Raw genomic sequence first — 21741 nt, 5'->3', positions numbered from 1 at the left:
AAGCGATAAGCCCCGCCGGGCATGTCCTGGCGGGGCTTATCCGTAGGGTGACGGCAGTAGCTGACGCAGCGGCAACGTCAGCGGACGACGGCTGCGGAGGGCGGGTCGTCGGGGTCGTTGTCCGTCGGGCTGAGGGCGTTGCCGAGGGTTTGGATGGCTTGGCGTTGGAGGCGGAGTCGGACGTGTAATGGTGGAGTCGGGTATTGGAACTCTCGGAATTCCTCACTCTGTGCGGACCCATGCCGTGAAGTCGTCGGCGAGTCCGGGCGGGTTGGCTGCCTCGGTGCGGCGGGCGATGGCCTCGTAGTACTCCAGCTCATGGAGGACCACAGGTACTGGTTTGCCGATGATGGTTGCGATGACGCCGTCGTCGTGGAGACCGCGGGCGAGTTGAACGCAGGCCTGGTTGAAGTTGGCTTCGATCAACGCGGCGGTCGACCCGACGGTTGTTGCCCACTCCTCGGGATTGGTGGGCTCGTCGTACCAAAGTCCGAGTTCGTTGATCCACTGGCGGCGTGCTGCGGCTCCGTCGGGGTCCTGGGTGAGATCGCCGATGACCGTCAGCTCGTTCTGGAGCCAGAAGGCATAGTTCCAGCGAGCCTCTGCCTCGTCTGAAGCGTCCGCGATACTGCGTCGAAACTGGGCCTCAGTGTTGTATCCGATGGTCAGAGTGGGCTGACGTGGGTCGTCCCTCTCGTTGTCGATGAAGAACGAGACGACGTAGATGTCCCTGGCCTCGGCAGTCGAGATCGAGGTGATTGCTTGCGTGGCGAGGGCTCGGAGATGGTCCTGGAAGGTCACGGCGCGGGGGCCTTTCGAGAGCGGCGGCTGACTTCGGCGGCGTAGTTGGCCCAGTCGCCTGCGGAGAGGCGCTGCCAGGCGACGGCGACGTCGGTGAGGATGCCCAGGGTGCGGGCGAGGATCCAGTGGCGAGTTGGAACAGTGCGGTGCTGCGGGCCTGATTGGGGCGGATCCCGAGGTTGTTGAGCCGCTGGGTGAGCCGTGTGGTGCTGATCGGGCGTCCGGGCTGGCCGCCGGGGAAGAGCCAGGGCGATGGCGCCAGTGACCCGATGGTCGAATTCCCCAGGAGGTACCAGACCCGCCCCGCGCGCCGCACCCGGATTCTCCGCTGCCGGGGACTGTCCGTCTTCGGGAAAGGCCCGCCCGGATCCTGCGTGACTGAACGCCTCAGCCCACTGTGACTGCCCTCTGTCTGGCGTACTCGTCACGGAAGAGCGGTCAGAATCTCGTAGTTGGCCCGTCCGGCCAGATACACGCTCAGTACTAGGCCCTGTCGTCAAAGTGATCTTGGGTTGTGGATCATGGTGTCGTGATACGTCGCCCATGAACTGTCCGATGCCGAGTGGGATCTCATACGTCCGTTGCTGCCCCGGCCTGTGCTGGGGCGGCCGCGGTTGGACGACCGCATGGTCCTGAACGGGGTCGTGTGGAAGTTCCGCACCGGGGTCGCCTGGCGGGACGTGCCCGACCGGTACGGCCCGTGGGCGACGCTCCACACTCGTTTCCGCAGGTGGGCGGCGGACGGCACGTTCGACCGGATGCTCCGTTCCGCGCAGGCGAAGGCCGACGCGACTGGTGGCCTCGACTGGCTGGTGTCGATCGACTCCACCATCGTCCGCGCCCACCAGCACGCCGCCGGCGCCCGAAAAAGGGGCTCCGCAGCCCGGCCCTCGGCCGGTCCCGAGGCGGACTGACCCCCAAACCACCTGGCCTGCGACGCCCTGGGCCGCCCGCTGGCCTTCGTCCTGACCGGCGGGAACACCAACGACTGCACCCAGTTCACCGCCGTGATGGACGCAATTCGCGTGCCGAGGCTCGGGCCGGGCCGGCCCCGGACCGGGCCCGCCCACGTCATCGGTGACAAGGGCTACAGCTCCAAGGCGATCCGCACCTGGCTGCGACGCCGCGGCATCAGGCACACGATCCCCGAACGGGCCGACCAGGTCCGCAACCGAGCCCGGCGAGGCCGCCTCGGCGGCCGCCCGCCAGCCTTCGACCGTGAGACGTACAAGCGCCGCAACGTTGTGGAACGGTGCTTCAACCGCCTCAAGCAATGGCGGGGCATCGCCACCAGGTACGACAAGACCGCCGAGTCCTACACGGCAGCCGTCACCCTCGCATCACTCCTGATGTGGGCCTGACACTTTGACGACAACTCCTAGGCGTGTCAGGGGCTCGGCGGGTTCTCGCGCTTGGCTGGCCTCCTGGGCCCGAATTTCTCGTCGACCGGCGGGTCTCATGTACTGGGCGGCCTTCCAGCGCCCTACCGGTCCCGTGGCCCCGGCGGATACGAGTGCTCGGCAAGCCTCAGGGACTCGGCGCGGTCAGGTACCGCTGGATCGTCGGTGCCAGCCATACCACGATCTCCGCCCGCGCCAGCCCCACCGCGGGCGGCATCCGCAGCACGTACCGCGTGAGCGCCAGCCCCAGCAGCTGCGACGCCATGAGTGCCGCCCGTGCCGGGACCTGCTCGGGGTCGGGGCACACCTGCCGGGCGACCGGCAGCAGTTGGTCCCGCAGGATGCCCTCCATGCGCTCCGCCCCGGCCTGGTTGGTCACGCCGACCCGCAGCAGGGCGGTGAGGACCTCGTTGTTCTCCCACATGTCGAGGAAGTGCTCGACGAGGATCCGCCCCGCGTCCTGCTGGCGGTCCGCCCCGCTCACGTCCGGCAGCCGCAGGTCGATGGCGACGGCCGCCGCGAAGAGGCCCTCCTTGTTGCGGTAATACCGCATCACCATCGACGGATCGATGTTCGCGTCCTTGGCGATGGCGCGGATGGTGGCTCGCTCGTAGCCGTCAGTCGCGAAGCGCTCGCGGGCCGCCGCGAGGATCGCGCCGCGAGTGGCGTCGGAGCGGCGGGGGGCGCCGGAGCCGGGAACCGTGGAGGTGCTGTCGCTGCCGTTCATGCCAACAAGCGTAGGTCAACAGGCGTAGGTCAACAACTGTTCGTCAACGGTTGTTTGCCAACGACTGTTGACATCCTCTTGGCGCCTCGCTATCTTCATCAACGAACGTTGGCCAACATTTGTTGGCAATAGGTGATGGCAAGCAAGCGTTGGCAACAGGAGGCCACCATGAACGGCACCGCCACCCATCGCACCGTGATCGTCGTCGGCTCCGGCCCCACCGGCCTCCTCCTCGCCGGTGACCTCGCCACAGCCGGCGTCACCGTGACCCTCGTCGAGAAGCGGCCGCGCAAGATCAGCAACCTCTCCCGCGCCTTCGGGGTGCACGCCCGCACCCTGGAGCAGCTCGACGCCCGCGGCCTCGCCGACGAACTCCTCACCACCGGGGACACCATCACCGGCCTGCGGCTCTTCCGCCGCCTCTCCCTCGATCTGAGCACGCTGCCCTCGCGTTTCCCATTCCTGCTCATCACCCCGCAGTACGAGGTCGAGCGGCTCCTGGAGCGGCGGGCCCGGGAGGCTGGGGTCGAGTTCGCGTACGAGAGCGAGGTCGTGGGGCTGCGGCAGGACGACGAGGGGGTCGACATCGACGTGCGCGGCGCGGACGGGGCGGTCGTCACCCGCCGGGCGGCCTATGTCGTCGGCGCCGACGGTCACCGGAGCGCCGTGCGGGAGGCGATCGGCCTGGACTTCCCCGGTGTCTCCGTCATCAAGTCGCTGATTCTGGCCGATGTCCGGCTGGCCGAGAAGCCCGAGGGCGTCCTCACCGTCAACGGCCGCGGCGACGCCTTCGCGATGATCGCCTCCTTCGGCGACGGCTGGTACCGGGTCATGGGCTGGAACCGCCGCAACGAGGTCTCCGACGACGCCCCGCTCGACCTCGACGAGGTCAAGGAGATCACCCGCCGTGCCCTGGGCACCGACTACGGCATGCACGACGCCCGCTGGCTCTCCCGTTTCCACAGTGACGAGCGCCAGGCACCGCACTACCGGGTCGGGCGGGTCTTCCTCGCCGGGGACGCCGCGCACATCCACTCCCCGGCCGGCGGACAGGGCATGAACACCGGCCTCCAGGACGCCGCCAACCTGAGCTGGAAGCTCGCCGCGGCCGTCCAGGGCCGGGCGCCCGAAGGGCTCCTCGACAGCTACGAGGCCGAGCGCCACCCGGTCGGCAGGGCGGTGCTGCGCAGCAGTGGCGGACTGGTCCGGCTGGCCCGCGCGCGGAATCCGCTGCTGCGTGCCGCCCGCGCCCTTGTCTCCGCGTTCGTCGACATGGCCCCGCCCGTCCAGCGAAAGGCCCTGGGCCAGATCACCGGGATCGGCTACGCCTACCCCGCCCCCCGCGGCGCCCACCGCCTCACCGGCACCCGCGTCCCCGACGTCGCCCTGAAGGACGGCCGGCTCTACGAGGCGCTGCGCGGCGGCCGGTTCGTGGTGATCACGCCCGGGACGTACGAAGGCCCCGGTGTCCGTGAGGGGTGGCTGACCGTGGAGCGCTGGGCGGACGACCGCCGGACGACCGTCCTGGTACGGCCCGACGGATACGTGGCCTGGGCGGCGGAGGGTGCGGACGCGGCGGGGATCGAGGAGGCAATGGCCCGGTATCTGGGCTAGAGCCTGTCTCTTTGACCAGCTGCCGGCACAAGGGCGAGAACAAAAGGAAGCGCGGCACTCGCACCACTCGAAGTAGGATGCCGGCTGCGGAACTGGCAGGGCGTCCGCTGGAAGGGGGACGCGTGGACCAGTCGAATGGCTCGCAACTGGAGCCAGTCTGGTTGGTGGCCGCGAACGTCGTGGCATGGCGCCGATGCGGGGTTGGAGGCCGGGAGCTGCGCCCCGGGACAAAGTGCTTCAAGGGCGGAGCGAAGGTGTACGTCGCGGACGCGTACTGGGGTCCGGGGGGTGATCGGATCACGTCCGTGGGGCGCGAGCGGCACACCGGGCGGTGGATCGTCATCGACATGGCGACGCGCCACCTCCACAGCTTCCGGCCGAAGCTCGTCCACACGCCGCGGGTCTTGGAGCGACTGGAAGAGGCCCGACGTGCACGTGGGTTCATCTCAGCGGATTACGCAGCGGACATCTCCGTGACGCTGGAGCAGTACGCGTGCCAGTTCCGAGCCAGGACGGCGCCGTTCGCTCCTCACCCGGACCGATGCCTATGTCACGCCTGCCTCACTGGTGAAGCCGGGTGACGCGTGATACTTCGCTCGGGCTGCGTTCCGTTTCTGTAGTCAGCATCGTGCCCAGATGAGGATCCCCGCGAGATGTAGTGCAGCTTGGTAGGCGATGGCCAGCTTGTCCGTCCGCATAGCCAAGCCGCGCCACTGCTTGAGCCGATTGATGCACCGTTCGACTGCGCAGCAGCGCGCTCAAGGCCCGAGAGGACGGCCTGGCCACGTAACCCTTCGGGCCGTGACAGGCCGCACCAGGCGGGTTCTGCGCACCGGAGGCCGCTCCCAACCTCTCTCGGGCCGGCGTCTGCCCGGAACTGGTCGCGGGGCTGAGGCCGAGCAGCACCACCGCCATGCCCTCGCAGAGGCGCCTGCCCCGCTGCTCCGCGACCGCTGGATGAGCACGGCCCGGGTCAGCGCCGGGTGATGCCGTAGCCGGTGTCGTTGAGGGCGGACGTCCAGACTCCCCGGTTGAACCATTTCGTGATGTCGGGCGTCATGGCGGTGATGGTGTCCATGCGGGCCTGCCAGTCGGTGCAACCGTCCTCGCCGTGGATGTGGCCGGCCATCCAGGCGTTGACGGCGACGTTGACGATGACGCTGTAGAGGTCACCGCCGCTCTCCTCCAGGGCGTCGGGGACACCTCCGAGGATGAGCGCCAGCTCCGGGTTGTCGACCGGCGGCATCGGGGCGCGTCCCACCTGGCCGGGCGCGCTGCCGGTCTCGGCCGCCTGCCGTTGCCGGGCGATGTTCGCCGCGAGGCAGGCTGGGTCGAAGTACCGCCAGGCGGAGCGCTCCTGGATCCCCGTCGGGGCTGGGTGGCGACGGCGCGGATGTTCCGTCCGATGGTGTCGGCGACCGTACCCGGTCGGACCGTCACCCCGCGGTGGGCCAGCTGGGCCAGGGTCTCCGCGACCGCTTCCTTGAAGGCTCCGGTGTTCCTCATAAACACCATCCTTCAGCAAGAGAACAAGATCCACTGCTCCAGGCCGGTTCTCGAACCGCTGCCGCGGAGGCCGAGTCGTGGAGCCGTCAGCCACCGGGTCGGCGGCCACCGGTCCAGCCCTCGCTGAACGCCCTGAGCCGGTCCCGTTGCCGTTCCTCTTCCGCACCGTCGTCGAGTTCAACCCGGTCCGGGGCGAGCCCTGCGCGGTGATCCAACGCTAAGGGGAAGCGGAGGTAAAGGATGGGAGTGGCCCCGTTCGCAGAGCGTTGACGGCCGCGAACGCGGCTCGCAGGGCCCTTCCCGTGCGACCATCACAACCCACAGAGGACGACATGTCTCAAGTTCCGGCAGATCTGCGATTCACCCGGTCCCACGAGTGGGTCCGTCTGGAGGCTGACGGCACCGTGACCGTCGGCATCAGCCACCACGCCCAGAACGCTCTCGGCGACATTGTGTCCGTCGAATTCCCCCCGGCTGGGGTGGTGGTCGCCGCAGGCGACCCGGTCACTCCCATCGAGTCAACGGAGGGGGCAGCGGACATCTACGCCCCGGTCGGAGGCAAGGTCGTCAAGGTCAATACCAAGCTCGAATCCCTCCCTCGCCTGCTCAACACGGAACCCTACGCCGCCTGGCTCTTCCGACTGGAGCCCTCCGACAGGAACGCACTCGACGGTCTCGATCTCCTCGACGCAGCCAGCTACAAAACAGAGTGCGGCGAATGACCGCAGGCTTCAGGGGCAGAGCGCAACTCTGTCCCTGAAGCCCACCCTTGTCGGGGTGGCGGCCCGCACTGCTGCGTTCACGCTCCGCCGGTATCCGGGCGGCGGCCGCGCGCCGGCCGTCGCGGACTGACGGAGCGGATACCAGCAACTTCAGCCACCCCGTAGGCGCACACCAGCTTGGCTAGGTACCTGAATTACGATCAAATGCCCACTTGGAACCGTCTGGAGGGATGCTCGCTGGCAATTGTTTCTCGGTGTTCACCCCACTGCCGCCACTGATCATGTGGCCGGGCCACGGCTTGCTGCCCTTGGCCTTCGCGACCGCCGCGGTCGTCGCCGTGCCGCTGCTCCTTCATGCCCGCCCGTCCGGCTTCGGGTGGGCCATCGGACAGCATGCCTACCCCGTGCCCGGTGGATCTCAGGTTCCTCCGACCGCCACGCACCGTTGGCGGTTCAGCCGAGCCCGGGGCGCGGCGGTTCCTTACGTATCGGGGAAGTCGACGACCGCCAGCACGAGCGGCAGCGCATCGGTGCGGGACTGTGCGTCGGGCAGCCTGCCCTGCAGGAAGGTGCCGCTCAGGTAGCTGTCAGTGGTCACCCAGGTCGTGAAGGGAATCTGGCCCAGGTAAGTGAAGCGGTCGATGACGTAGGGGACGGCGTCGGCCTGCAGCAGTGACGGGTCGTCCATAAGTTGGAAGTGCAGGTGAGGGGCGTTGGAGTTGCCGGTGTTGCCCAGCTCCGCGATCTTCTGGCCCTTCTTGACCGTGTCCCCCGGCTTGACCAGCAGACTGCCCTTGATCAGGTGCGCGTACATGGCCCAGACGCCATCGCCGAGGTCCTGGATGATGTTGTTGCCGTCCACGTTCTGGACGGTGATCTTCGGACCGAGAACGGGGTCGTTGGCGGGCAGGATGCCGGGGGTGCCCGCCTCGACCGTGTCGAGCGTCGAACTTACGGTGCCGTCGGCGACCGCGTACACCGCCTCGCCGTAGCCGGCGTAGCTCTCGTTCTTCGTCTTGTCGCCGCTGTAGAACTTGCCGTCGTCGGTGAGTTTCATCCAGTCGATGGCGAAGCGCTGGGAGTTGGCCAGTTTGCCGTTCAGTGAGTTGAGCGCGATGCGGTGCGACCCGCCGGTGCCGCAGCAGCTGTTCAGGGCGACCCAGTCGCCCCCCTTGAGCGGGGGTACGATGATCCGCGGCTTGCCGGAGGAGATGTTGTACGGCGCGGCGAGGTAGTCGACCGGGCTCGGCTTGGTGGCCGGGGGCACGGCCTGCCCGGTCAGAAACAGCCGGTGCATGACCTCGGCGGGCACCTGGTCCAGCGAGTCGAAGGTCAGGTCCACCATCAGAGCTCGGGACTGGCCGGCAGGCATGACGGTGTCGGTCGCGTTCGACGAGGGCAACGTCCGCAGCAGATTGCAGGCTCCGTACTCGCATTCGGGATTGACCAGTTGGCGGCTGGAGAGGGTGGCGACAACAGTGTCAGGTCGTTTCGCGTCGACCACCTGCACCTTGGTGAGCGTGGCCGGCAGCCGTGAGGCGTTGGTCAGCTGCAAGTCGTAGGAAACGTGGTACTTCTGGTCGCTGCCCAGCCAGGGGAACGTCGGATCGCTGATCGGTGTCACGACCACGGGGCTGAAGCTGTCCGGCACGGTCACAGCGGCCCGTGCGCCGGCAGGCGCGGCCTGCTCACCATGGCCCGAGGACGCTCCTTCTGCGGACGTACCCCCTGCGACAAGCAGCCCCGCGACCAGCGTCGCGGATAGCGCCATCGGGCTCGTCCGCCGCCAGCCCGGGTGCGACCACGTCCGTCGTCCTGAGCGGTGCGCTGCTCGCGACGCCAAATGCCGAGTGATCCCGTTCGAGTCCGGACGGGAGAGTTGGATCTTTTCACTCCACCCCACTGGCCAGGTGTCCTGTCGGACGCACAACGGGCCCCTTCTTCCAGCGTGGCACCGCGCCGGTCGGGCCGCGTGAGGTGCGGGTCCGTACGGGGCGGGCCAGCGGGGTGCGGCCGTCCGGGGGACGGAGCGGAGCGGCGCGTTCCCAACCGAAATCGAACAGGTTTACGATTGATGGGTGACCTCATCCGACGCGCGCTCCTTCCCCGACGACCTCCTCAAGCTCCAGGAGCAGCTGCACCGCGCCAACGCCGAGCACCGCGCCTTCCTGGCCCGGCTGCCGTGGAGCGTGGAGCCGATGCCGGGGTGGGCGCGCGGGGAGCGCTTCTCCCACCGCGGGGACGTCCCCGACAGCCCCGGCTGGTCGCAGGAGGAGAAGGAGACCGTCGACCGGATGTGGGCCGAGATCCGGGAACTGGCGATCTCCGTCGTCGACCACCCCCACTGGGCGACCCTGGCGCGGGAGGAGGTCGTCTCCGCGCGCATGGAGCTGAAGAAGCAGGCCCGCCCCGCGGAGGAGCCCTCCGAGCCCGAGGCGGCGTAGGCACGTGTCCGGCCCCGATCCCCTCCTGCCGCTGCCGCCCGCGCTGGAGCAGCTGCTGGTGATACGCCGCTGGCTGGAGCTGACCCTGGCCCGGGTCGACGAGAGGATTGCCGCGGTCCGCGCGGCCGACGCCGAGAAGGCCCGGCGCCGGCCGATGCCGGAGCCGCCGCAGTGGTGGATCGAGTACGGCATCGGCGTCCGCCGCACCCCCGAGCGGGTGCACACCGGCGACTGCCCGATGAGCAGCCGCGGCCGGCCCGCGACCGCGCAGAACGTGCGGGAGATCCTGCTGACGGCCTCCGGCGTGATGGCGTGCCCGCTGTGTCGACCCGACAGCGAACTGGGCCTCCTCGACACCTGACGCGACGCCGTACCCGCACGCCGATTGCACCAGCTGCTCGGGCGGGCGCCACAGGTTCGCCCGGCGCCGACCGTCGCGAGGGGCTATGCCCCCGGCGGGCGCGGCGACCGCCCCGCCGATGAACGAAGCGCCCTTCGCCCTGGTCCACATCAGGGCGCCACATGTGCGACCTGCGGAAGTGTGAGCGAAGAATTCCGCAGAACGGTTGTTACCTGATCAACTAGCCCGGCCGGGTGAGGTCGGCGAAACGTGCGCCCGGTGGTGCGCCGGGGTGCGCGAACCGGAGCCGCGTCTTCCGGGGCGGCTGGGTGTAGCAGTCAGCGAATGTCAGGGGCACGTTCGGGCGGAATGCGTGCAGTGTCCAGGCGACTGTGACGGATATATCCGTGTCTGGTAACCGGCGTCGGCGGAGGCTGCCGCGGGGGTCGTGTCGGGTCGAGAGTGTGGGTCCTCGGCTCAACCGGGCCGACACCGCAAAGGCCTTCACCGACCTGTTTCGGCTGGTGGAGCGCTGTTCTTGAGGGAGCGCCACCCATGTCTTCTGCTTCTTCCTCCGTACGCCGTATCGCTGCCACGGTCCTGGCCGCGGGCGCCATCGTCTCCGCCGCCGCACTGCCGGCGGCCGCACACGACGGCGACCGCCACCACCAGCGGCACCCGCGGGTGGAGATCAGCCGGGTCCAGGCCGACAGCCCCGGACGTGACGACCGCTCCAACCGCTCCCTGAACGCCGAGTGGGTGGAGATCCGCAACACCACCCGCAACCCGATCAACCTCCGCGGCTGGACGCTGCGCGACAGCGACGGCAACCGCTACCGCTTCGACAACGTCCGCCTCGGCGGCCGCGACACCATCCGCATCCACACCGGCAACGGCCGCGACACCCGCACCGACCTCTTCCAGGACCGCCGCGACTACGTCTGGGACAACCGCTCCGACACCGCCACCCTGCGCGACGACCGCGGCCGCACCGTCGACACCGAGTCCTGGGGCCGCCGCCGCTAACCTCCGAGAGGACCCACCCGCAGCCGGACGATGCGGCCACCGCCGCTGACCGGCCGCGAATACGGGCCGTCGCCCCCACCGGGCGGCGGCCCGTACTGCTGCAGAGGCACGCGTGCAGTGGCGTTTCGCCGGTGAACCGCCGTGCGCGGGCGGGTGAATCGGGTCCGCGCGGCCTGTCGCTGACGGCGTGGAGGCCGGTAGAACCGGCTCATGATGATCATGAAGCGGTCCGCTGTCGCGGCCGCCGCCGCCCTGACCATGACCCTTTCCCTCCCCGCCGCCGCCGAGGCGAGCGCACACCCGGCTGCTCCGGCCGCTGCTGTGCCGCAGGTCCTGCCGATCGGGGCGGCGGTGTCCACTCTCCCGCTCGCGGTGGAGGACCGGACGGGCTACCAGCGCACCTCCTTCCGGCACTGGAATGCCGGCGACGTCCCGGCCGACGGCTGCAACACCCGCGCCGAGGTCCTCCTGGCCGAGGCTGTCGTCTATCCGGAGATCGGCCCGGGCTGCACCCTGACCGGCGGCGTGTGGTGGTCGTACTACGACGAGCGCGAGGTCACACCGGCCAGCGCGCTGGACATCGACCACATGGTCCCGCTCGCCGAGGCCTGGGACTTCGGGGCCTCGGCGTGGACCGCAGCGCGGCGTGAGGCCTACGCGAACGACCAAGGGCAGCCGGCCTCGCTGGTGGCGGTGACGGCGCGGTCGAACCGGTCGAAGGGCCGACCAGGATCCCGCGGAGTGGCTGCCCCCGTCCGCGGACGCGCTGTGCCGGTACGGCGCGGAGTGGACCGCGACGAAGCTCCGCTGGGGCCTCGCGGTCGACGAGTTGGAGCGGGACCGGCTGCTGGACATCGCGGCCGGCTGCGGCGGCACCGACGTGGAGTTCGCCCCCGCCTCGTAGCGGGGCGGTCGAGCCCGGGCCTAGACGGCCCCGGTCTCCTATCCCTGACCCACGGTGCAAAGTAGCGGTCGGCTTCCTCTTCTCTCCCGTTGCTCCTGCTCGGCCTGTTCGTTAGGCCGAACGAGGAGTCGACGGAGGAGCGGGAGCGGTCGCCTATGCTCCCGAGCTCAACCCGGTGGAGCTGCTGTGGTCCTCACTCAAGAAGCGTGAACTCGCCAACCTCGCCGGCGACCACCTCGCCGATGTCGCCGACGCCACCGAGCAAGGCATCCATCGCATCAACCACAACCCACAACCGCCATGGTCGTTCCTCGCCCACACCGGCCTGACCATCCACCCACCACACCCACCGAACTTACGAAAAGATCAGTAGCGCCGGTTTTCGTTCCGATGTTCCAAGCGCCGCCAATTGCATCGGATGCGAACTCGCGGCGGTCTGCGATGCGGCGTCGGCGGATGCCCGAATTCCCCTGCGTGACCAGGGCGGTTGAGGCGCTGAAGCGGCATGCGACGTTAGCGGGTGGTGGCACCTGAACGCCAGCCGCGTCACTCGTATGGCTGGCTGGCCTGCGGATCGGCGGCCGACTCGCATCGGATGCGGTTTTCTCGCACCGAATGCGAGTGACGGAGGGTGGCGGAATGGCGTGGTTCAGCGGGTCGGTGCCGGGGGCGGCGAGGCTGCATCTGGTCGACGGGGTCGCGCTGCTGCGGCCCGAGGAGCAAGTCTTCACAGCGATGCTGACCGGCTTCGCCAACCAGCAGCTGGCCCGCAATCTGGCCCGCACGACCGTGGAAGGCCGGGAGAACACGGTGAAGGCGTTCGCCGCCTACGTGAACACCTATCCGTGGCACTGGACGCCGGCGATGGTCGACGAATGGCTCGGTGACCTGCGTTCTTTGCGAGAGTTGAAGCGTTCGACGATCCGCTCGTACTCCGAGGCGGTGCGGGCCTTCTGCCACTTCATCACTGACCCTCTCTACGAGTGGACGGCGACCTGTCAGGAGCGGTTCGGGACCCACCCCGTTCAGGTCGTGCACGAGTGGAACACCGCGGTGCACGTCCAGGACAATGAGGCGGACGCGAAGAAGCGCGCGTTCACCAAGGCCGAGCTGCACGGCTTCTTCGCGCACTGCGACGACGAGGTCGCAAGGATCCGGGCCTTCGGCCGCAAGGGCTGGTTGCCGGCGTTCCGCGACGCCACCTTGTTCAAAACCGCGTACGCCTACGGGCTGCGGCGCAACGAGACGCGGATGCTGGACGCCGCCGACTTCGGCCGCAATCCGTACGGCGCCGAGTTCGGCGAGTACGGCCGGTGCCTGGTCCGCTTCGGCAAGGCCAAGAAAGGTTCGCCGCCCAAGCGCCGCGAGGTGCTGACCGTGTGGGACTGGCCCCCGGACGTCCTGGACGAGTGGTTCACCGAGGTCCGCCCGCTGTTCGGAACCGACAACAACCCGGCGGCCTGGCCCTCCGAACGGGGCTTGCGGATCGGCTGCCAGCGGCTCAACTCCCGCTTCATCGCCTACCGCAAGGCCCTGAGCCTGGACGACGGACTCGACTTCCACTCCTTCCGCAGGTCCTACGTCACCCACCTCATCAAGGATGGCTGGGACCCGCGCTTCGTCCAGGAACAAGTCGGCCACGAGCACGCCAGCACCACCTCGCTCTACACCTGCGTGTCCTCGGACTTCCGCACCCGCACCCTGCGGCGGCATCTGGACTCCACCATCGCCGCGGCCCTCCAGACCCAGACCGGGAAGCAAGCATGAAACGCAAGGTCGGATACGTGTGGCGGCTGCGCGAGGTCATGGCCCAGCACCAGATCTTCACGGCCACCGAACTGGTGCCGCTGCTGCGCGAACGGGGCATCGACCTATCCGCCTCCCAGGTCCACCGCCTGGTTTCCGGCACCCCGGAACGCCTGTCGTTGCAGATCATGGCCGCGCTCTGCGACATCCTGTCCTGCACCCCGGCCGACCTGGTAACCACCACCGCCGAGAACGCCGGAGTCCGCAAGACCGCCACCGACGACCTGCCCGCCCCGCCCGCGAACGTCGCGAAGCTGCGGCCCCGCGCCGCCCGCATCCTGCCCGACTCATGACCCGCACCTACGCCACCGACGAACAGTACGAGCGCTGGTACATGGCCGAGTGCTGCCGCTGCGGCCGCCGCAGGCACAAGGCCGGCAGCTGGCCGGACGGATACGTCTGCCGGACCTGCTCGGACCGCGCCGTCCGGACACGGGGGACGTGCCCGGGATGTGGCCAGGAACGTGCCCTTCCCGGGCTCCGCCCCGGTGACGGGGCCCCGATCTGCACCACCTGCGCCGGCTTCTCCCAAACTTTCGACTGCTCACGCTGCGGCTTCGAGGGAAAGCTCCTGGGCGGGCGGCTATGTGAACTCTGCACGCTCACCGACCGCCTCACCGCGCTCCTGGACGACAGCACCGGCCGGATCCGTCCTGAGTTGGTCCCGCTGTTCAACCTGCTGGTGGCGATGGACAAGCCCAGTAGCGGGCTGGCCTGGTTGGAGATGCGCCGCGGCCAGCCGGGAAACGCCTCACAGTTGCTGCGTCGGCTTGGCCTCGGCGAGATCCCGCTGACCCACGACGCCTTCCACGAGCTCCAGCCCTGGCGGGCCGCCGCTCACCTGGAAGAACTCCTGATGACGTGCGGAGTCCTGCCCGCGGTCGACAAGTACCTGTGTTCCTTCCAACGCTGGCTTCCCGGGCATCTGGCCGGCATCGCTGACCCCGAGCACGTCAAGACGATCAGGCTCTTCGCGACCTGGCGCGTCCTCCCTCGGCTGCGGGCCCGCGCCGAGCGGAGTCACATCACACCCAGCGTCCGACGGTTCGCCGCCGAGCAGATCAAGTACGCGACCGCATTCCTGCAATGGCTCGGCGAGCGCAACAGCACCCTCGCGTCCTGCGGCCAGATCGATGTCGACGCCTGGTATGCCGAGAACACCGAACACGGCCGCACCTGTGTGCGAGCCTTCCTCAACTGGGCCATGCAGAGCCGCCACTGCCGACGCTCCCTCTCCATCCCCGCGCTGAAGGTCTCCCGGCGGGCCGCACTGAGCGAAGACGAGCGCCTCGACGCCCTCGGCCGACTGCTGACCGACACGAAAATACCGACACCTCTGCGTGTCGCGGGAGTCATCGTGCTCCTCTACGCGCAGCCCGTGAGCCGCATCGTCCGGCTCACCGTCGACGACGTGATCCGCGACGGCGACACGGTGCTGCTACGGCTCGGGGAGCCAGCTTCGCCCGTTCCGGCACCGGTCGCGGCCCTGCTGCTGGAGCACATCGCAAACCGCGACAACATGAACACCGCCACCAACCCCGCATCCCGCTGGCTCTTCCCGGGCCGCCGGGCGGGCCAGCCGTTCCGCCCCGATCACCTGTCTGCGCTCCTGAACGAGGCCGGGGTCCCGGCCGCCGCTGCCCGCGGCGCGGCCATCCGGCAGCAACTCCTCGAACTGCCCGCCCCCGTCGTCGCCGACGCGCTCGGCTACCACGACAAAACCACCACCCGGCTCCGCAACGAGACCGGCGGAACATGGAGCCGATACGCCCCAGGGGATCACGCAAGGTCACCAGCGGGCTGGGTTCCTCGGGGAGCCAGCGACAGTTGAAGAAGGGGTGGCCGCACCTCATGCACGATCACACCACGGGCCGTCTGGCACGAGGGCGTCGAGCACGGTCAGCAACTGCGGCGGCTCAACCGGGTCCGGCAGCGAGTCCAGATCCGGCCATGCGATCCAGGCATGCGTGTCCAGGTTGGCCTGCTCGTCGGGGAGCAGGCCGGTACGCACCAGGGACGGTTGCTCGTCGGCAAACTGAGCCACGAAGAAATGCTCCGTCCCGATGTGCCGCTTGCCGTTCCACTGCACATCACGGTCTACGAGCACCGACCGGTCAAGGACGGCAGCCGGGTCGAGTCCGGTTTCCTCGGCCAGTTCACGTCGTGCCGCCACCAGCGGCGTCTCGCCAGGCTCGATGCCGCCACCGGGAGGCTCCCAGAGCCATGTCCCGTCGAACGGATCCCGCCAGTGCAGAAGAAGCAGGCGGTGGGCAGCGTCCAGGCAGATGACCCGGGCGGCGGGCCGGTGCGTTGTTTCCACCGTCCTGACGCTATGCGGTGCTCGAAATGTCGATCAAGACCTGTGTTGATCGACATTTCAAACACGGTTTATCAGGGTTACAGAGGGTGAGTGGCAGGACGGAGTCCCCAGAGGAACTGGCGACGGTTGAATAGGCGAGCCCACCAGTATCGACCCCCGAGTCAGGCGGTGCCGCGCCGAGCGCCTCACGCGCACTCCGCCTTCTCGCCCACGGGGCTCCAGTCGGATGGGCCCTGGTTGCCCACTGCCCGGACCTGGAAGCAGTACCTGACCTTCGGGTCGAGGTGGGGAACCGAGAAGGTCTTGGTATTGGCACCCACGCCGAAGCTCTGGTTGAGGGTGGTGTTGCGGACCTCGTAACCCGTCTCGTTGTTGGCGTTGTCTTCCCAGTCCACTCGGACGGTCTTTTCGTCGCCGACAGGGACCGCCGTGGCGACGACGTTCGAAGCCTCGGTCGGCCGCCCGACGTCCACTGCGGCTGCCCTGTGCGTGATCGAGAATTCCGCCGACGTCGAATCATCCGACAGGAACTCACGGTTCCTCACGACCAGCTCCTCGTTCCGGACTTTGCCCAGGAGAATTGGCCTTTCCGAGACCCGTATCGCTCCCTCTCTGTCGGGGTCGTTGCACTGCGTCCCTTCGTACAGGGACAGCGTGCCGTTGGGAGCGACGGTCTCGTCGCGGAGGAGGTAAAACGTGAGGACGAGGACGCCCGTGGTCTCCCCGCCCGCGCAGCGGGAGAAGCGGAAGGTACCCCTCGTGGCGTCATGCGTGAGGTCGACCGCTTGGGTGAAACTGCCTCCGGTCACCTCCCCGTCGGCGTCCCGCACATTGAGCACTCCCCGAATCCACATCGTATGAGTGTTACGCGCAGCAGCGGGCTCCGTCATGCCCACGAACAGGACGGGGGTCAGCAGCACTGCAGCCCCCGCGGCATATCGCAGCTTCATCTCACACCTCGTGGTTCTCCCCCTCGCCATGGCACTGCGAACTTGGTGCGGGCGTGCACCTGATACCGCCCCTACCGTTACGGTCCCACCGGGGCAATTCCGGCGCATCCCGAGAGTGACGCCCGTGCGGGGCCGGGCCGGCCGCCGGCAGCGGAGCCCGGTGCGCTCCAGGGTCGGCCACCGCAGCGCGGCTAGAGTCAGGGCCGGCCCGTGCCGATATGGCGTGCGCGGGCAAGGCTCGGTGCCCGGTTCCCGGGGGCAGTACCACCGGCTACGGCCTGGGGGTGATCCGGCAGGCTTCGCTGTTGGTCCGGCAGTGCTCCTGCCACAGGTCAATCAACGGGGGCGGCACGGGTTTCTGGGCTACGGTCACGGACGCTTCGGCACTGTCCCACGACTGGGCTTCCTGTGCGTTGGTTACCCAGAGCCTGTCGATCTGTCTTGTTTGCCCTGGGTTGACGCTTGTCGAGGCCCAGTCAGTGTCGTCAAGGTCGAGGTTCTCGCAGGTCGACTCTTCATACAGTTTTAGCTCCGCGAGTGCGTCGACCCTTTGGGAGGGCTGAAGTACCAGTTGGATGGTCAGCTTTCCCATGGTCTCCCCTGCTGCACAGACTCTGTGAGTTATGCGACGGCTGGGCCTGGTATGCGTAAGGGTGAGTGTCGTGGTGGGGATAGTGAAATTGACGGTGTGCCTTTGATTTGGGGGGATTGAAAAAAAGGTTCCATTGTCGGTTACACGCATCCATCCGCTGGCGACGACAGTGTGTGAGGAAGATGCGGCAGCAGGATTCGTCATGCCCGCAAATGGTATGGGGGTCAACAAAACCGCAGCCGCTATGACGTGTCCGAGTTTCATGATGAGGCCTAGCAGATATCGGGTATCGGTGTGCTGTCCCGTATCACCAGAATCTCACCGTTGTAGAACTGGCGCATTCCGAGGAAGGTTCACTAACAAACTACTTGGGAGTTCGTCAGTTCCGGTCTCCCTACGAGCCACTTTCCCGGTTCCGGACATCTTGATCGCCCGCGCCCGCCACGCGGCCACCAGCTTCTCCGAGCAGTCCGCGAACAACCCCTCCGGCAAGCCGAGCCGCCGGACGGCAGTCAGCTTGGTGATCTCCGTCAGCAGCGAGTCCAGCCCCACCGCGCCCGGGTCCCGCTTCAGCGCGGCCAGCAGCGCCGTGCCGTCCTCGCTGCCCTCCTCCACGAGAGCCAGCAGGCGCCCGGCACACGCCCCGCCCAAGCGCTCGACGGTCTGCGCGCAGAAGACGCGATCGGCCCGCGCTCGCGCGGCGGCCACGATCCTCTCGGCTCGCCCCGGGGGCTCGATGCGGTCGCTGCGGCACTGCACGAGCAGGGCCTCACGCAGGCCGGTCCTCGACCAACTCCAGCGGGCAGACCTCATCGGCGAGCCAGGCAGTCAGCCGTTCCTCGTCGGCGCGGGTCGCCGGGCGGAACCCGAGGGCCTCGCGGATCTGCGTCCGGTGACCCTTCGCCGACCGGGACGACAGGTCGTACTTCGCCAAGTCCTCCGCCGGCACCTTGACCACGCTGGCCACGTAGTCGACCGCCGCGGGCGGAACCTCCTCCACGAACTGGGGGAACCGGCCCTCCACCAGACGGCGTCCGGTCCGACGGAGCTGGCGCGGCTGGTGGCAAGGTCGCGGAGGCCGCCGAGGTCACGGTGCTCCCCGGTGACGGAGCGGCCGCCCGGGCCGAACTGCAGGCGGCAGCCGACCGGGCGTCCGAGGCCGCCCGAGCGCGGCGGGGGCCGGACGTAAGGGCGGACCTGGCCGCCGTGCGGGCCGGGTGCCGGCGTGCGGCTGTCGCGGTCGGCGAGCGCGTCGCCGTGCCGGGCCCTGCAGCGCTCGTCGAAGGTGGCCGTCGCCAAGTTCGCGTGGCACAACCGCGAGCGCCTGGGCCTGCTCCGCGTCCTCGACGACGTGATCGTCCTGCACGCGATGCTCTGGCCGGACGAGATCCGTTCCACCGACCAGGTCCCGGTCCCCGACGTGCAGGTCACCGAGGAGGAGCTCGACGTGGCCGTCGCGCTCGCCGAGACCCTGACCGGCCTCGACATGAGCCAGATGCGCGACGAGTACCGGGCCGCCCTGGAGGAGGCCATCGCCGCCAAGGCCACCGGCGAGCGCCCCTCGGCGCCGGAGCCGGCCGAGCCCGCCTCCGCGCAGGTCGTCGACCTCATGGCGATGCTGGAGAAGTCCGTCCAGGACGCGAAGGCCACCCGCGGCGAGCCGGCCACCGTCCACCCGATGCCCGCCAAGAAGAAGACGACGGCCAAGAAGACCAGTTGGACCTAACAGGGTTGACCGTGGCCGAGCAGCTCGCTCAGGTACCGGGGCCAGTTCCGAGAACGCGTCGTGCGACCGAGCCAGGCTCGGGAGGCGGGGCGGGCAGCTGTTGGGCCTCGGTGAGCCGCTCGGCGGCGGTACGCCCGCGCACCGCACGCTCTGCTGCCGCCTCATCATGCGGGACCGGCCCGTGCCCGAGAGGGCGGCGAATACTGCTCACCACCGCAGTCTCGCAGCAGCCGAGTCGTAGACGGCGGCCATTGCGGCGGCCGCGCCCGCACCTCCGTTGACCCGCAGGCATGCGGCCGTGTCCATGGCCGGCCCCGGCACGCGCCGGACGGCAGCGCCCTTTTGCCGGTCGGCCGTCCGCAGGGTGCGGACGGCCGTCAGGAGGCAGGCGCCGTGTAGGTGATGCCGACGTCGCCAGCGGACGTCGCGGCGAGGGCCACGACCTTCCAGATCGCTGCCGGGAGCCCGGGGCGCGGTCCATCGCAGGCATCGTTCAAGAGATCGACCGCTAGGCCCACGCTGTTCCCGCCCGGCCCCTTTGCCGAGAAGCGGACCTTCTGTGCGGTCCAGGGGTCCCCCATGGGCGCCGCGAACTCGACCTGGGCGTGGTAGGGCGCGTACTCCGTGCCGTCCTGGGTGAGCACGAGCGTGCCCTCCTGGAAATGGAGACCGACGTCGACCTGGGGGTCGTCCTGGGTCACGACGGGCTCGCCGGTGGCGCTCAGAACCATGCTGCTCTCCAAGGGAAGGATGGTGACATCGCCCGAGGATCGCAGCCAACCGCTACCGCGGGAGAACGGAACGGATCCCCGGACGGCCCCAAGGCCGATCTGACGGCATCCAACCCGCCGCACCATAGAACGTGCCGCTGCCGGCCTCGGCTGGTTCAGTCCTCGTCGGTTCGGATGATGCCGCCTGGCACGTGGGGATCGAAGCGACCGACGCGCAGGGCCTCGATGCACTGCAAGACACGGGCGTACGACGTCAGCCCGTACGTGATGTATCGCGTGGGCGAGTCCCCGAAGACACTTTCACGCTCAACGGGAACGCCGCCCATGATTGCCTGGTACGTGTCATGCGCCTGGTGCTCCGGGTGAGCCGCCGTCCATGCCATCCCGACGTCCATGGCGAACTCGTTGGCGGCCGTGCATGTGTACTGGTCCCATCCCTCGACGGGCTTGGTTGGGTCGTGCGCAGCGATCGTGCGTACGGCCTCAATGCAGCGCTCGTAGATGCGGGACAGCTCGGCGTTCAGATCCTGGGCCATCGGGTTCCCCTCTCTCGCCGGACTGCCCGGCGACTGGTGAACCCTGCCCGGTGCCGCGGTGGAACAGTCGCGTCGCCTCAGTAGGTGATCCCCCGTTTCATAGGTGGTCCCCGTCGCAACACGGCGCTGCAAGGTCATCCACCTGCAGCGATCAAGTTGCATGAGGCGTTGCAAACGGTGCGTCGCCTGAAACACCTCATGAACGACGGCGGTCTCCGGGACGGCTGACCGCGTGCACCGCGGTCAGCCGGCACGCCAAATCAGCCTGTGGTGCGGCCACTCTCCTGCCCGGCGGGGCGCGAAGCTGCCCGTCGGCGGGCCATCCAAGCCCCGCCCGCGAGGACGAGACTGGCGCTCAGGCTGCCGAGAAACTCGGGCAGCGCTGCCCAGGCCAGTGCGAGCGCGGTGTTCACGCGGCACCGACCAGGGGCCGCCGGCGCCGGTACTCGACGCCGAGACGTCGGAGCTTGCGCATAACGCGCTCGCCGATCTGAGGCGGCAGCCCGGCCGACTCAGCAGCCTCGGCCCAGGACCCGCTGCCGAGTGCGAAGACCTGCGCGACCCGTCGCTCGTCCTCCTTGAGCCGCCCGAGGACGGCGCAGGTGTCGCCCCGGTCCGGAGACCAGTCCAGGACCTCGTCCTCGATCCGGTACGACCCGGCGACCAGCTCGTGGAGGGTCTCCCCGGACGGCAGCCGGTAGTCCAGCATCCACACCCGGCCCGGCCCGGACTTGCGCTGCCACAGCGGCATCAACTGTCGGTGGACCGCCCGGGCCTCCTGGCGCAGGTGGTGCAGGGTGCCCGCGTCGTTCGGTGGCGCTTCGAGAGCATCCACCCAGTTGCCCAGCAGCGCCGTCGAGACCGCCTCCAGCCATTCCCCGTCCGTGCGGGAGACGCCTAGATACGTCCGCGCGAAGAAGGCGACTGCCGGCTTCCAGTCGTCCAACTCTTTGGACTCCAGGATCGCGCGGCGAGCGCACAGGGCAGCGGCCATTACCGATTCGGCCTCGGCCCGGACTGCGGGGTCGCTGGAGCCGGACCGCACGAGGAAGAGCATCAGCATGCGGCCGACGGTGATCGCCAACAGGCGCACCACCGGCTGAGGGGTGAACCACTGGAGGATGTCAGTGTTCAGCTGGCGTGCCTGCCGCTCGATCGGGCCGACCTCGGCAACGGAGGTGGCGATATAGCTGAGCCACGCCCGTCCCTGTGTGGGCATGGGGTAGGGGTAGAAGACGTCGGGGCGGTTCGGCCTGGTTCGCAGAGCCCGTACGACGCAGCGCTGCGGGGTGCTGTCGATGCCGAGGACCAGGAAGCCGCGGGTCAGGTCGAAGTTTCCATGGATGGTCGCCTCCCAGGGCCCCCCGCCGAAGGTGGTGTTGTAGGGACTGCCGAACTCCACGTGGCTCATCATCTGCTGCTCCCTGCTGCTTGGTGTCCAGCCTTCACTGCTCGGGCCCGGGGCGGCGGCGGAGTGTCAAAAAATCTTGGAACAGAAAGAAGTGAGCTCATCGCGTCGGATAAGCTCTCCTTATCCGACGCGACAAACCCGGACACCGGCAGGGGGGTTGGCCACGATGCGCGGACACGACGAAG

Annotated in this window: 22 protein-coding genes and 3 pseudogenes; 12 read left to right on the top strand and 13 right to left on the bottom strand. The window is 68.8% G+C overall.

The features are described from left to right. Positions 1-222 precede the first annotated feature (222 nt). Positions 223-801 (bottom strand): hypothetical protein, encoded by a 579-nt coding sequence (locus ACZ6JS_RS34305; RefSeq protein WP_469303868.1) that lies wholly within the window; start codon positions 799-801, stop codon positions 223-225. A gap of 548 nt (positions 802-1349) precedes the next feature. Here ACZ6JS_RS34305 and ACZ6JS_RS34300 point away from each other — a divergent pair. Further along, positions 1350-2162: pseudogene (locus tag ACZ6JS_RS34300) on the top strand (IS5 family transposase). Between the two features lie 166 nt (positions 2163-2328). Here ACZ6JS_RS34300 and ACZ6JS_RS34295 read toward each other — a convergent pair. Next, the gene (locus tag ACZ6JS_RS34295) at positions 2329-2928 is read right to left on the bottom strand and encodes a TetR/AcrR family transcriptional regulator (protein WP_469303866.1); all 600 of its coding nucleotides are present in this window, start codon (positions 2926-2928) and stop codon (positions 2329-2331) included. Between the two features lie 168 nt (positions 2929-3096). On the opposite strand from ACZ6JS_RS34295, the gene ACZ6JS_RS34290 reads away from it, so the two are divergent. Further along, positions 3097-4542: an FAD-dependent monooxygenase gene (locus ACZ6JS_RS34290; protein ID WP_469303865.1), complete on the top strand. Its 1446-nt coding sequence runs from the start codon at positions 3097-3099 to the stop codon at positions 4540-4542. A 620-nt stretch (positions 4543-5162) separates the two neighbouring features. Here ACZ6JS_RS34290 and ACZ6JS_RS34285 read toward each other — a convergent pair. After that, positions 5163-5285 (bottom strand): annotated as a pseudogene (locus tag ACZ6JS_RS34285) (IS5/IS1182 family transposase); the annotation flags it as partial. A gap of 230 nt (positions 5286-5515) precedes the next feature. Next, positions 5516-5788 carry a hypothetical protein gene (locus ACZ6JS_RS34280; RefSeq protein WP_469303863.1) on the bottom strand — a complete coding sequence of 91 codons (273 nt, stop codon included), beginning with the start codon at positions 5786-5788 and terminating at the stop codon, positions 5516-5518. A gap of 592 nt (positions 5789-6380) precedes the next feature. On the opposite strand from ACZ6JS_RS34280, the gene gcvH reads away from it, so the two are divergent. Continuing rightward, positions 6381-6770 carry a glycine cleavage system protein GcvH gene (gcvH, locus tag ACZ6JS_RS34275; RefSeq protein WP_469303862.1) on the top strand — a complete coding sequence of 130 codons (390 nt, stop codon included), beginning with the start codon at positions 6381-6383 and terminating at the stop codon, positions 6768-6770. Between the two features lie 481 nt (positions 6771-7251). Here gcvH and ACZ6JS_RS34270 read toward each other — a convergent pair whose 3' ends face one another. Next, complete coding sequence (locus tag ACZ6JS_RS34270; protein ID WP_469303860.1) at positions 7252-8400, bottom strand: M23 family metallopeptidase; 1149 nt, start codon at positions 8398-8400, stop codon at positions 7252-7254. A gap of 448 nt (positions 8401-8848) precedes the next feature. On the opposite strand from ACZ6JS_RS34270, the gene ACZ6JS_RS34265 reads away from it, so the two are divergent. From ACZ6JS_RS34265 to ACZ6JS_RS34230, 8 genes and pseudogenes are all read left to right on the top strand, one after another. Continuing rightward, a complete protein-coding gene (locus ACZ6JS_RS34265) occupies positions 8849-9214 on the top strand; it encodes a hypothetical protein (RefSeq protein WP_469303858.1) in 366 nt (121 codons plus the stop codon). 4 nt (positions 9215-9218) lie between these two features. Next, positions 9219-9575 carry a DUF6233 domain-containing protein gene (locus ACZ6JS_RS34260; RefSeq protein WP_469303856.1) on the top strand — a complete coding sequence of 119 codons (357 nt, stop codon included), beginning with the start codon at positions 9219-9221 and terminating at the stop codon, positions 9573-9575. A 534-nt stretch (positions 9576-10109) separates the two neighbouring features. Continuing rightward, a complete protein-coding gene (locus ACZ6JS_RS34255; RefSeq protein WP_469303854.1) occupies positions 10110-10580 on the top strand; it encodes a lamin tail domain-containing protein in 471 nt (156 codons plus the stop codon). A 210-nt stretch (positions 10581-10790) separates the two neighbouring features. Further along, a pseudogene (locus tag ACZ6JS_RS34250) lies at positions 10791-11484 on the top strand (HNH endonuclease family protein). 175 nt (positions 11485-11659) lie between these two features. Further along, on the top strand, positions 11660-11857 hold the full coding sequence (locus tag ACZ6JS_RS34245; protein ID WP_469303852.1) for a transposase: 198 nt from the start codon (positions 11660-11662) through the stop codon (positions 11855-11857). 266 nt (positions 11858-12123) lie between these two features. Then, complete coding sequence (locus ACZ6JS_RS34240) at positions 12124-13251, top strand: tyrosine-type recombinase/integrase (RefSeq protein ID WP_469303850.1); 1128 nt, start codon at positions 12124-12126, stop codon at positions 13249-13251. Next, positions 13248-13583 carry a helix-turn-helix domain-containing protein gene (locus ACZ6JS_RS34235; protein WP_306946155.1) on the top strand — a complete coding sequence of 112 codons (336 nt, stop codon included), beginning with the start codon at positions 13248-13250 and terminating at the stop codon, positions 13581-13583. Before ACZ6JS_RS34240 ends, ACZ6JS_RS34235 begins: the two co-directional genes overlap by 4 nt. After that, on the top strand, positions 13580-15121 hold the full coding sequence (locus ACZ6JS_RS34230) for a hypothetical protein (protein ID WP_469303848.1): 1542 nt from the start codon (positions 13580-13582) through the stop codon (positions 15119-15121). The genes ACZ6JS_RS34235 and ACZ6JS_RS34230 overlap by 4 nt, the downstream gene beginning before the upstream one ends. A gap of 18 nt (positions 15122-15139) precedes the next feature. Here the strand turns inward: ACZ6JS_RS34230 and ACZ6JS_RS34225 are convergent, their stop codons facing one another. The 5 genes from ACZ6JS_RS34225 to ACZ6JS_RS34205 all read right to left on the bottom strand — a co-directional run bounded on the left by ACZ6JS_RS34225 (position 15140) and on the right by ACZ6JS_RS34205 (position 18152). Continuing rightward, entirely contained in the window at positions 15140-15610 is a 471-nt protein-coding gene (locus ACZ6JS_RS34225; protein ID WP_366868250.1) for an NUDIX hydrolase, read from the bottom strand. 185 nt (positions 15611-15795) lie between these two features. Beyond that, positions 15796-16560 (bottom strand): fibronectin type III domain-containing protein, encoded by a 765-nt coding sequence (locus tag ACZ6JS_RS34220; protein ID WP_469303846.1) that lies wholly within the window; start codon positions 16558-16560, stop codon positions 15796-15798. A gap of 271 nt (positions 16561-16831) precedes the next feature. After that, positions 16832-17152 carry a hypothetical protein gene (locus ACZ6JS_RS34215; protein WP_469303844.1) on the bottom strand — a complete coding sequence of 107 codons (321 nt, stop codon included), beginning with the start codon at positions 17150-17152 and terminating at the stop codon, positions 16832-16834. 318 nt (positions 17153-17470) lie between these two features. After that, positions 17471-17965: a hypothetical protein gene (locus ACZ6JS_RS34210; RefSeq protein WP_469303842.1), complete on the bottom strand. Its 495-nt coding sequence runs from the start codon at positions 17963-17965 to the stop codon at positions 17471-17473. Further along, positions 17922-18152: a DUF4158 domain-containing protein gene (locus tag ACZ6JS_RS34205; protein WP_469303840.1), complete on the bottom strand. Its 231-nt coding sequence runs from the start codon at positions 18150-18152 to the stop codon at positions 17922-17924. The genes ACZ6JS_RS34210 and ACZ6JS_RS34205 overlap by 44 nt, the downstream gene beginning before the upstream one ends. A 225-nt stretch (positions 18153-18377) precedes the next feature. On the opposite strand from ACZ6JS_RS34205, the gene ACZ6JS_RS34200 reads away from it, so the two are divergent. After that, positions 18378-18878 carry a Ku protein gene (locus tag ACZ6JS_RS34200; RefSeq protein ID WP_469303839.1) on the top strand — a complete coding sequence of 167 codons (501 nt, stop codon included), beginning with the start codon at positions 18378-18380 and terminating at the stop codon, positions 18876-18878. Between the two features lie 377 nt (positions 18879-19255). On the opposite strand, the gene ACZ6JS_RS34195 is transcribed toward ACZ6JS_RS34200, so the two are convergent. The 3 genes from ACZ6JS_RS34195 to ACZ6JS_RS34185 all read right to left on the bottom strand — a co-directional run bounded on the left by ACZ6JS_RS34195 (position 19256) and on the right by ACZ6JS_RS34185 (position 21559). Continuing rightward, positions 19256-19621, bottom strand: coding sequence for a hypothetical protein (locus ACZ6JS_RS34195; RefSeq protein ID WP_469303838.1), 366 nt, complete (start codon positions 19619-19621; stop codon positions 19256-19258). 143 nt (positions 19622-19764) lie between these two features. Then, complete coding sequence (locus ACZ6JS_RS34190; protein ID WP_469303836.1) at positions 19765-20145, bottom strand: hypothetical protein; 381 nt, start codon at positions 20143-20145, stop codon at positions 19765-19767. A gap of 409 nt (positions 20146-20554) precedes the next feature. Beyond that, positions 20555-21559 (bottom strand): hypothetical protein, encoded by a 1005-nt coding sequence (locus ACZ6JS_RS34185; RefSeq protein ID WP_469303835.1) that lies wholly within the window; start codon positions 21557-21559, stop codon positions 20555-20557. Positions 21560-21741 lie beyond the last annotated feature (182 nt).

This window comes from Streptomyces sp. NPDC046349 (assembly GCF_055587885.1).
The sequence above is the reverse complement of the archived record's forward strand: the minus strand, read 5'-3'. Positions and strand labels throughout refer to the sequence as shown.